Genomic DNA, 10,589 nt, shown 5'->3' with positions numbered 1-10,589 from the left:
GTTTCCGTGGCGCACGCCACGTCAGAGGCGGACGTGATCGCGCAACTGCCGGACACGACCACGGTGACAGACTCCGAAGGCGGCGTCCACCAAGTCGCCTTGAACTGGTCCGTCCCCGGTTATGACCGCCTCACGCCGGGCGTCTACACCGCCGAGGGCGAGGCCGCCCGCGAGGCACTGCTGGACCAACTCAACCACCCCCAGTCGGAGGCCTTCCTCGACGCCCGGTCGTAGGCGGCGTTCCGCCGCGCGCAGTGGCCAAACCCGTCGGATCCGGTCGGGCGACCCGGCTCGAGGCGAAAGCCTTCAACTGGCCTACCGTGAGAGTCGAACCGCTGTCACCCCTCGCGCAGCAGCATTGTCTGATCGCCGACCACCAGTTCAATGCTTGACGGAGCCTTGCCCTGCCCGGCAACCGACACCAGAGCAACGTTGGTGCGAAAAGCAAGCACCTCCCCGATTTCCAATCGTGTGCCGTCGACCACGAAATGGCCATCCTCAAACCTCGCGACTGCGGCTTCGGTGTCTTTGCCTGAGGAGAAGCTCAGCCGGACGTCAACGACGAACTTGCCGTCGGGTTCCGCGGCGCTGTTCACGACTACGGTCAAGGCGTCGCAGGAGAAGGCGATGTCCTCGACAACGATCGGCCGCGATGCGAGCGCGCACCAGGTCAGTGGATCGTTCTTTTGCGCCTCAGTCCCCTCGTTGGACCCGGGCTGGTCATTGGCTGTGGGCTGATTTCCAAGTTCTCCGTCGCTGAGATCGTTCAACAGCCCAATGAGCAGGAACAGCGCCACAACCGGGACCACGATAACAGTGATCAAGACGGGCGTCTTCAGGCGTCGCTTGCGCCGAGCCCGGAGGCCAGGAACTCCGGGATGAGGCGGGAAGGGGCCCGGCGGCGGGTAGGCCGCCCTGTTGGCGTACACGGCCGGACCGGGGCCCGGCGGATAGGGCACCCGGTTGGCGCCTTGCGCCGGGCCGGGGTCGGGCGGCATCGGCGGCACGGGCGTAACCCCAGGAGACTGCCCTGTGGCCATCGGCTGGGGAGATTGCCGTGGTGCTTGTGCGCCTGGCGCGCGTCTGGTCCCGCAGTTGGGGCAAAACGTTCCTTGGTCCGTCAACTGCCTTCCGCAATTCTGACAAAACATCTTTTCCTCCTGTGCCCCCGTGCTCCCAGTTTCATAACGACCCGTGTAACGCCCTATGCCAAACCCGCTCTTTGAAGCAGCTGTGCTTCAGCGCCGGCACAAGCATGATGCTATTCACGGAGACGGCACCCAGGGTCTGCTGGCTGCAGACAAAAGCGGCGCCTGCGCTCCGACCTAGCGGCGGGGCCCGTCGCTGGAGCCAGAATGCTTGCGGATGAGGTTTAGAACAGATCGGCCCACGTCTACCGGCTCCCACCGCTCTGCCGGACGTGTCTTGGCCACGCCCCGCAGCCCAAGCGCGCGGCCGTCTGGATAGACGGCCAAACCAAGAAGTAAGGCTTGCCTAACAGGCTGGCGCGGTCCTTGGGTAGGCTAGCGCGTGTGGTGCGGCGTTTCCCGGTGGTGGCTCTCAGTTGGATCCAAAGCGTCGCGCTGGCCGGGCTCTACATCGCCATCGGCCGGCTCGCCTGGCGCGACGCGCCCTTCGCCGAAGAGGCCTGGGACCTCCAAACCAAAGCCCTGATGGCGGGATTGGCCCTGGTCGCCGCAGTGGCGGCGGGCCTGATCCCGCACCTGGCGGCCAAGGATCAGGTAGCCGACGAGTCCGCCGAGCGCCGCCGCGTCATAGCCCACGTCTTCAAACTGGGCGCCGCTCAGCGCTCCCGCGAGCGGACCGGCGCGATAGTCTCCACCGCCACGGACGGCGTTGAACGCGCCGCCGCCTACCGGGGCTCGTTCCTAGGCCCCATGATCGGTTCGATGACCGCCCCCGTCCTGGTCCTGCTCATGATGGGAGCCCTGGTCGATTGGCCGGTGGCAGGCCTGGTGGCGATCGCGATCCCCGCCATCCCCGTGGCCCTGGGCGGTTTCCAGGCCGCGTTCCGGGGCGTCTCGCGCCGCTACCGCGAAAACGGCCAGGTCTTCGCCGCCAAGTTCCTCGACGCCATCCAGGGCCTGCCCACCCTGAGGCTCCTGAACGCCGACCGCCGCCACGGCGCCAGCCTGGCCGCCGCCGCGGAGGAGCTCCGCCGCCACGTCATGCGCCTGCTCGCCGGCAACCAGCTGATGCTCTTCGTGGTCGACTCCCTCTTCTCGCTCGCCTTCGTCGCCGCCGTCGCCGCCCTGTCCCTCTGGCGGATCGACCAAGGCGCGATCAGCCCCGGCGAGGGCCTGGCGCTGGTCCTTTGCGGCACGCTCCTCCTGGACCCCCTGGACCGCATCGGCCAGTTCTTCTACATCGGCATGGGCGGGATCGCCTCCGCCAAGGAGATCAAGGCCTTCCTCGCCGAGCCGCCCGCCGTCCCCGACCCGGCGGACCAGCCCGCCCAGTTGTCCGATGCCGTCCGCCCGCCCGCCGTCGCCTCCGCCGCCCCAGCCGACCAGCGCGCCCAGACGCCCGGCGAGGCGCGCCCCTGCGCCCCCGACGCGTCGGCGGTCTCCCGGCCACTCGCCGAGAGCCCGGCGCCCAAGGCCGTTAGGCCGTCGGCCATCGCCTCCGCCGCCCCAGCCGACTGGGCCGACCAGCGCGCCCAGACGCCCGGCGAGGCGCGCCCCTGCGCCCCCGACGCGTCGGCGGTCTCCCGGCCACTCGCCGAGAGCCCGGCGCCCAAGGCGGTTAGCCCGCCCGCTGGCTCAAACGTTGCGGCGGTCGAGGTTCGCGGCGTCGACTTCGCCTACCCGGCGGGGCCGCCCGTCTTGACGGGCTTCGACTTGGCTGTAGACCAAGGCGAGCACGTCGCCATCGTCGGACCGTCCGGGGCTGGGAAAACCACGATCGCCGAACTGATCCAGGGCAACCTGCGGCCCGCCGGCGGCGCGATCAGACTCTTCGGGAAGGACGTCACCGCCGTCCCGCTGGCCTGGCAGCGCGCGCAACTCGCGGTGGTGGCCCAACACACCTACCTGTTCACGGGCACCTTGCGGGACAACCTGCGGGTGGCCGACCAGGACGCGCCGGACGAGCGCCTAGCCGAGGCTTTGGCGGCAGCGGACCTGGCCGACTTCGTCGCGGAATTGCCGGAAGGCCTGGACACGCCGGTGGGCGAACGCGGATTGGCCCTCTCCGGCGGACAGACCCAGCGCCTGGGGATAGCGCGGGCGTTCCTCAAGAACGCCCCGATCCTGATCCTGGACGAGCCGACCGCCCACGTGGACTTGGCCGCCGAACGGGCCATTCTCGCCTCGCTCGAGAAGCTGGGCGAAGACAAGACGGTGATCGCGATCTCGCACCGCCGGGCCACCATCATGCACGCCGACCGGACCGTGGAGGTGGGCTCATGACCGGGAGCGAGCCAAGAGCGGCGCAGGAAGCCAGGCGACCCGCAGGGCAGCTTGCCTCGACTTCTCGGGGCGGCCGCCGCCCAGACGAGTCGGCCCCGCCGGATTCCCTGGACGGCGTGGCCGGTCAGGCGATGAGTCCGCGCCAGCTGCGACGCCGGCTGCTGGCGCTCGCCCGGCCGATCCTGCCGCCGCTTGCCCTGTCGATCCTCTTCCGAACGGCCGGGCTGATCGCGGGCATAGCCCTGCTGGCGGTGGCGGGCTGGGCGGTGCTCGGCGCCGGCCCGTCCAGCGGGCGGGGCGACGAGGCGTTGGCCTGGCCTCAGGGCTCCGGGTTCGGCGCGGTGATCACCACTTTGGTTGTGTTGTCACTGGTAAAGGGCTTCGCCCGGTATTTGGAGCAGTACTGCGGGCACTACGTCGCCTTCCGCGTGCTGGCCCGGCTCCGGCTCTACTTCTATGATCGGCTGGCCCCGCAGGCGCCGGCGGCGGTCGAGGGCCGTAACACCGGCGACCTCCTCAGCCGGGTCACCAAGGACGTGGACCGGGTGGAGGTGTTCTTCGCGCACACGATCGCCCCGGCGGTCACGGCGGTGATAGTGCCAGTCGGCACGGTGGCCTTCGCCGCCGTCGCCCTGGGACCGGCCGCGGCCATTCCCATGGCGGTGGGTTTTGCGGCGGTGGGGCTGGTCACCCCGGCGATCGGCCGGGCCGCCAGCGCCAAGGGCGCCGCCGAACTGCGCCGGTCACGCGGCCAAGTGGCCGGCCACGTCCGCGACTCGGTTCAAGGTGTGCGCGAGGTCCTCGCCTTCGGTTACGAGGACCGTCGCCTGAGGGAAATGGAAGACGCGGCGCAAGGCCTGGCGGGGGGCATGAAAGCGATTGGCGGCGCCAACGCCGCCCGGCGCGGGGCAAACGTCCTCGTCATCGGCCTGACCATGATCGCGGAACTGTTGGTGGTCACCAGCGGCGAGCTCACCTCGGCGCAAGTCGGCCTGGCCTTGGGCCTGACCCTGGCGGGGTTCACCCCCGTCCTGGGGGTGGAAGACTTCGCCGCCGACCTCCAACAGGCCTACGCCTCGGCCCGCCGCATCTTCGCGGTCACTGACGCGGCGCCCCTGGTGGACGATCCCGCCCTTGGCCAACCGGCCAATTCCCGCGGCGCAGACGAACCCCCGCCGGCGGCGGGCAGCGAGGCCGACGCGGCCCCGCCGAGTGGTGGAAGCGGTTCGGTCGCGAGTCGGCCGGGCGCGTCAGAGGGCGGGGGGCGACCGCCGCAGGCCGCGGCCGTCCGTCGCGCCTCGGCTGTTGGCGTTGAATCCACTGGTCGCGGGCTCGGGGAAGAGCCAGAAGGAACCCCCAAGGCGCAATTGGCGGCCCCGGAAGTCCGGTTTGAGGGGGTCACATTCCGGTATCCGGCGGCCGCCCGCAGTTCGCCCGCCTTGGCGCAAGTCTCCCTCACTGCCGCCGCCGGGAAGGTCACCGCCGTGGTGGGCGCGTCCGGCTCCGGCAAGTCGACCCTGACGTCTTTGCTGACCCGCTCTTGGGACCCCACCGAAGGCGTCATCCTGCTGGACGGGAAGCCGCTCCGCGACTACCCGCTGGACCAACTGCGGGCCGAGGTCTCAGTGGCGGCGCAGCGTCCCTACCTGTTCAACATGTCGATCGAGGAGAACCTGCGGTTGGCGCGGCCGGAGGCGACGGGGGCGGAACTGGGCCGGTCGGCATCGGCGGCGAACTTCGACGCGGTGGTGGCCGAACGCGCGGGGGGCTGGGAGGCCCCGGTTGGAGAAATGGGCGAACTGCTCTCCGGCGGGCAGCGGCAACGGCTGGCGCTCGCGCGGGCGCTGGTGCGGGACCCGTCCGTGCTGGTGCTGGACGAGGCCACGTCCCAACTCGACCAAGGCGCAGAGGCTGAGGTTCTGCGGCGGCTGGAAAAGGCGTGGGCGGGCAAGACCGTGATCGTGATCGCGCACCGGCTGAGCACCGTCCAGAACGCGGACCGCGTGTACGTGATGGACGCGGGCCGGGTGGTCCAGCAGGGGGCCTACGCCGAGTTGGCCGCAGTCGCCGGGCCTTTCGCTGACTTGCTGGCGCGGGAGGACCGCTAGAGCGGAGCGGCCTGGCAACATTGGTTGAACCATGAGCCAGTCCACCCCGGTTTCACCAGCGACCCGTCCCGCGCCGCGCACAATGGCGCCCACGGTTGCCGGACTCCTGGTCGGGGTACAAGCGGCGCTGCTCAGCTGGGTTTTAGTGGTCACGCCTGTGGTGGCGGCGTTCACGGCCACGTCCGGGCAATCGTTCAACGCGGGCGTCTCCTGGGCGGACGCGGCCCGGTTCGGCTCCGACCTGTGGGTGCTGGGACACTTCGGGTGGACCATCATTGGTCACGGCGCCGTTCGCGCCGTGGTCGCCATCAGCCCGCTTGGATTGCCGCTTGTCTCGGCGCTGGCGGCGGCCGCGCTCTCGCGGGTGACCTCCGCGCGCGGGTGGCCGCTGATAGGCGGCGGAGTGCTCGGTTTCCTGGCGGTGGACGCGTTCATCGCCTATGTGCTGGCGGACGAGGCCCGGTCAGCCGGCTGGCTGGCGCTGATCGGGGGCGCGGGCGCGGCGGGCGCCGGGTTGGCTTGGGCCAACCGACCGGGCAACGGGCAGTTGCTGGGCTGGTGGGGGACCTGGCTGGACGAACACCTTCCGCCGGAGGTGATTGCCGCCTTCCGGGCGGCCGCGACTGGGGTCGGCTTGATCTTGGCGGGCGCATTGGGGCTGGTGGTGGCCTTGGGCGTGGGCGGATGGCGTCGGTTCGCGGAATTGTTCGAGTCGCTGAGCCCCGGCGTGGTGGGCGGGATCGCATTGGGCCTGCTCTGTTTGGCGTTGCTGCCGAACCTTTTGCTTTGGGCGGGCGCGTATCTGGCCGGGCCTGGGTTCGCGGTCGGTGAGGGAACGGAGTTCTCCGCCTTTGCGACAGTGGGCGGCGTTGAGCCCGCGCTGCCGCTGTTTGGCCTACTGCCCGCTACGAATCCGCCTTGGTTCGCGGTTGGAGTGGTGGCCGTGCCGGTGGTGGCCGGCTTGGTGGCGGGTTGGCGGCTGGCCAGTCGGCTCGACCTGGTTTGGTGGAGGGTGGCGATCGGGGCGGCGCTGGCGTCTTTGCTGGCGGCCGCATTGCTGGCGAGCCTGGTGGCGCTGGCGGGCGGGGCCGCCGGCCCCGGCCGCCTGGCCCAGGTCGGGACTCCGTTCTGGCCCCTGGCGGGCTGGCTTTGGCTCGAATTGGGCTCGGGCGCCCTGATCGGGGCCTGCCTTAGGGCGCGCCCTTGGCGGAATCGCGCCGAAAACGCCTGACTTCCCGACCCGGGCCGCCTGGCGGAGGTCGGGATTCTGTTCTGGCCCCTGGCGGGCTGGCTCTGGCTCGAATTGGGCGCGGGTGCCCTGATCGGGGCCTGCCTCAGGGCGCGCCCTTGGCGCGATCTGGCCGAAAACGCCTGACTTCCCGGCCCGGCCGCGCCGGCAGGGGACCTCTCCGAAAGCGCCTGACTACCCGACTGCTGCGGACCCGGCGTTACCGGCGCGTCGGCGGGGCCCAAGGGCGTGTCTCTGCCCGGCCGCGGCTGAACCGGGGCGACCGGGGCGTCGGCGGGGCCTCCTGCCAAGGTGCCTGGCACCCCGAGACGGGGGTGCCGCCCGCATTTCGTGGGGGCGTCGGCGCGAACCCGCTCTGGGTTGGGGGGCTTGACCGGACGGCATCGTACTGGAAACGGGGACGGCTCCCGTTCCTGGCCTGGTCGGCGCTAGGGTGAACTCGGGCCGGGCGACAACGCGCGACCGAACTTGAAAAGGAGCGAGCATGATCTTGCCGGGCGCGAACACTGCTGTGCTGCTGGTCAACCTGGGCACGCCGGACACTCCGACGCCGCGCGACGTCAGGCGCTACCTGCGGCAATTCCTGTCCGACAAGCGGGTCGTGAACATGCACGCGGTTGTCTGGCGGGGGATTCTGGAGGGCTTTGTGCTGCCGTTCCGCGCCAGGCGGTCTGCGGAGAAGTATCGCTCGATCTGGCTGGAAGAAGGCTCGCCGCTTGCGGTCTACACGGACGCGCAGGCCAAAGGGGTGGCGGCACGCCTGGCGGAGCGGGTCGGCAAGCCGGTCCGGGTCGAGCCGACCATGCGCTACGGCAACCCGGCGGTGCGCACGCTGTTGGAAACGCTGCGGGGAGAAGGCGTGCGGCGGGTGTTGGTTGTGCCGCTGTACCCGCAGTACTCGGTTCCCACGGTCGCCTCGATCATGGACGAGGTAGCGCGTTACGCACTGCGCTCGGTCCACCAATTCGAGTACTCCCTGGTGCATTCCTACCCAACCCTGCCCGGCTACATCGAAGCCTTGGCCCTGCGGGCGGAGGAGGCCTGGGAGCGCCACGGCCGGCCGGACTTCGAACGGGGCGACAAGATGCTGCTGTCGTTCCACGGCATCCCGGTCTCGCTTGACCGCGCAGGGGATCCCTACCGGAGCCAATGCGAGGAGACGGCGGCGGCGCTCCGCGCGCGCCTGGACCTCACCGAAGAGCAATGCCTGGTCACCTTCCAGTCGAAATTCGGCCCTATGCCGTGGCTCACCCCCGCGACCATCGACACGGTGGCGCATTTGGGTTCGCAGGGCGTCAAGCGGATCGACGTCGCCTGCCCCGGCTTCGTGGCGGACTGCCTGGAGACGCTGGAGGAAATCGACCTCCTCAACAAGGGCACCTATTTGGCGGCCCAACCGGACGGCGTGTTCGTCCGCCACCAGTGCCTCAACGATCATCCGGCCTGGCTGGACGCGCTGACCGACCTGGTCGAATCCCGCCTGCACCCCTGATCGAGGGCTGGCGGAGACGCCTCGCCGCCGATTGACGGTCCTCAGCGCGACCTTCGGGCGCTTCGTGATCCGCTGGTGGATCAGGATCATGGTTTGGGTTGCATTCGGGTGCACGGGCTCCCCGGTTTCGCCGCCGAATGCGACCTTGGAGCGCTTCGTGATCCGCTGGTGGATCAGGATCGTGGTTTGGGTTGCATTTGGGGATCCCGCAGGACGGCAGTCGTCCCCGAATGCGACCTTCGGGCGCTTCTTGATCCACTGCTGGATCAGAATCGTGGTTTGGGTCGCATTTGGGGGTCCTGCAGGGCGGTGATCGTCCCCGAATGCGACCTTCGGGCGCTTCTTGATCCGCTGGTGGATCAGGATCGTGGTTTGGGTTGCATTTGGGTGCCCGGGCTTCCCGGTTTCGCCGCCGAATGCGACCTTCGGGCGCTTCTTGATCCGCTGGTGGATCAGGATCGTGGTTTTGGTTGCATTGGGCCCCTGTGGGGGCGCACCAGGCCAGCTGGCGGCTGTGGTCTCCACGCGCTCGTAGGCTATAGGGGAGCCGGGGGCTTGGGCGGCGGAGCGGGGGCTGCGGTGCCGAGCGATCGGCAATCACCGGACGTGAGGAAGGCAATCTGCGTGAGACTGACTGGCCGGAGGAAGATCGCCGCCGTTGCCGCCGGCGTCGCCTTGCTGCCGGTGTTCGCGATCGGGTCGATTGGATGCGAGGGCCCCCAGGAGCAGGTCGCGACGTTGGCGGAGGGGCCGGCTTCGGTCGCTCCCGCGATGGCGAAGGAACAGGCGTTGGTCGCGGCGCAGATGGTCGAATGCCTGCGGGGGCAGGGTGTGCCAGCCGTTCTGAATGAATGGGAAGACGGCCAGGCCGAAGTGGCCTTCGAAGAGGACGAGCCTTGGATCCTCTGTCAGGAGCAGGACGGCATGTGCCACGGGGGAGGTACCTTGCCGATCGACCCCTTGGCGGCCGAGGCCCAGCAAAAGGTCATGGATACGCTCGCGGCCAAGTATCAACCCGAATTCTCCGACCTCCCCTTCGGCGTGTGGGGGGTCAGCTACTTGATTGTGGGCGGATTCGACTACACCGACGCGTACCGGGCGTGCACCAAGGCAATCGACTATGTGCCGCCGATTTTGCTCGACAACCCTGCGGGCGAACTGCGTGAGAAGCAGGCGATCGCGCAGGCGAGCAACAATTGGGCGGCTTGCGCTCGCCAGAACGGGTTCCCGACCCTGGCCGATGCGGAACCCCCCAAGGCGGACGGCTTCTTGACCCGACCCCACGCCCTGGTCCCAATGTCGGCCACGGTGGATCGGCTCAAGGCGCTGTTTGAGGACTGCCCGGTCGAGGACTATCCGTATGAGAATCAGTGGCCGTCCGTTGCAGTGGATATGCCGCTTTACGACGGCCGTAAACCGCTCCGAGATGTGGGCCCCCTCGATCCGGACGAGGTTGCTGCGGCCCAGGAGTTGATGGACGTGATCGGCGCGGCGCTGCCGCGCACGCCTGTCGAATCAGAGCCGCCCGAATAGATCCACTGCGGAAACACGGCGCGGGGCCGAGCGTGGGGATGGCGGCGCCAGAGACCTCATGGTGCCCGATCCGCCCGCCGCAGGGGTCGCGCCCGTTTTCGCGAGTCGCCCGCAACCAGCCCCGGACCCGCCAAGACGGCGCTGGCTGGCACGTGGGGAGTGGACAAGTTGCCCGGCAACCCGCCCAAGCCTCGCCGCAGCTGCCTATTGGCGGAGTTGGCGCAGGATTCTGGCCCAATCGGATTTGGTGGCCTGCTCAAGTTGGGTCAGGCAGGCGTCCTGGCCCTCAATGGTCTGGGTCTGGCTCACGCACTGCTGATACTCCCACTGGTCGCCCCAGGTGATGATGAGGGGAATCGAGTAGACGGCGAACATGCCGAGCAGCCCCAGCCCCATCGCCAAATACACCACCACGCCGCGGGCCAGGGGTGTCCGCTTGGCCAGGATGATGCCGCGAATGGCCACGAACAGCGACAACGCCATGGCCGCCAAGCCGACTGCGGGCCAGGGCAGCGGCAGGGTCAGCCCGATCATTGACACGAGGGCGCCCGCGCCGAAGGCGAAGACGTAGCGGTTGACCCGCATCAAGTCCGCCTTCTGCTCCGGCGTCAACGCTTTGAGGTCGCGTTCGAACTGCGCGCGTTTGGCGGCGCGGTCGTTCTCAGGCCGCTGTTTGCGGTCAGGGGGTTCGGGTGCCGCAGGCTGGCGGTCTTCCTCAGTCGGAGCATCGGGGTTGGCCACCACGCCATTCTTCCGTGCCGGGAGCGTCAAGACCA

The 10,589-nt window shown here is 69.3% G+C and carries 8 protein-coding genes and 1 pseudogene; 6 read left to right on the top strand and 3 right to left on the bottom strand.

Annotated features, from left to right (window positions below):
* Nucleotides 1-234, top strand: a 234-nt coding sequence (locus LBC97_04060) for an Ig-like domain-containing protein (protein MDR2565231.1), incomplete at its 5' end; no start/stop codon positions are given.
* Between the two features lie 104 nt (nucleotides 235-338).
* Here LBC97_04060 and LBC97_04055 read toward each other — a convergent pair.
* Together LBC97_04055 and LBC97_04050 are read right to left on the bottom strand one after the other, a co-directional pair.
* The gene (locus tag LBC97_04055) at nucleotides 339-824 is read right to left on the bottom strand and encodes a hypothetical protein (GenBank protein ID MDR2565230.1); all 486 of its coding nucleotides are present in this window, start codon (nucleotides 822-824) and stop codon (nucleotides 339-341) included.
* 261 nt (nucleotides 825-1,085) lie between these two features.
* A pseudogene (locus LBC97_04050) lies at nucleotides 1,086-1,151 on the bottom strand (zinc-ribbon domain-containing protein).
* A 381-nt stretch (nucleotides 1,152-1,532) separates the two neighbouring features.
* Here LBC97_04050 and LBC97_04045 point away from each other — a divergent pair.
* The 5 genes from LBC97_04045 (at nucleotide 1,533) to LBC97_04025 (ending at nucleotide 9,813) form a co-directional block, all read left to right on the top strand.
* Nucleotides 1,533-3,431 (top strand): ATP-binding cassette domain-containing protein, encoded by a 1,899-nt coding sequence (locus LBC97_04045; GenBank protein ID MDR2565229.1) that lies wholly within the window; start codon nucleotides 1,533-1,535, stop codon nucleotides 3,429-3,431.
* Nucleotides 3,428-5,539, top strand: coding sequence for an ABC transporter ATP-binding protein/permease (locus LBC97_04040; GenBank protein MDR2565228.1), 2,112 nt, complete (start codon nucleotides 3,428-3,430; stop codon nucleotides 5,537-5,539). Before LBC97_04045 ends, LBC97_04040 begins: the two co-directional genes overlap by 4 nt.
* 31 nt (nucleotides 5,540-5,570) lie before the next feature.
* On the top strand, nucleotides 5,571-6,770 hold the full coding sequence (locus tag LBC97_04035; GenBank protein MDR2565227.1) for a DUF6350 family protein: 1,200 nt from the start codon (nucleotides 5,571-5,573) through the stop codon (nucleotides 6,768-6,770).
* A gap of 502 nt (nucleotides 6,771-7,272) precedes the next feature.
* The gene (gene hemH / locus LBC97_04030; GenBank protein ID MDR2565226.1) at nucleotides 7,273-8,280 is read left to right on the top strand and encodes a ferrochelatase; all 1,008 of its coding nucleotides are present in this window, start codon (nucleotides 7,273-7,275) and stop codon (nucleotides 8,278-8,280) included.
* Between the two features lie 624 nt (nucleotides 8,281-8,904).
* Nucleotides 8,905-9,813 carry a hypothetical protein gene (locus tag LBC97_04025; GenBank protein MDR2565225.1) on the top strand — a complete coding sequence of 303 codons (909 nt, stop codon included), beginning with the start codon at nucleotides 8,905-8,907 and terminating at the stop codon, nucleotides 9,811-9,813.
* 204 nt (nucleotides 9,814-10,017) lie between these two features.
* On the opposite strand, the gene LBC97_04020 is transcribed toward LBC97_04025, so the two are convergent.
* The coding region (locus LBC97_04020; GenBank protein MDR2565224.1) for a hypothetical protein at nucleotides 10,018-10,589 on the bottom strand (572 nt) is incomplete at its 5' end.

It is taken from the genome of Bifidobacteriaceae bacterium (genome assembly GCA_031281585.1).
In the GTDB taxonomy this organism is placed as follows: Bacteria; Actinomycetota; Actinomycetes; order Actinomycetales; family WQXJ01; genus JAIRTF01.
This window is presented reverse-complemented; position numbering and strand designations above follow the sequence as displayed.

Excerpts from the sequence above, each read along its gene's own strand:
- LBC97_04035 (MDR2565227.1), top strand. The coding sequence starts at position 5,571 with ATGAGCCAGTCCACCCCGGTTTCACCAGCGACCCGTCCCGCGCCGCGC.
- LBC97_04040 (MDR2565228.1), top strand. The coding sequence starts at position 3,428 with ATGACCGGGAGCGAGCCAAGAGCGGCGCAGGAAGCCAGGCGACCCGCA.
- hemH (MDR2565226.1), top strand. The coding sequence starts at position 7,273 with ATGATCTTGCCGGGCGCGAACACTGCTGTGCTGCTGGTCAACCTGGGC.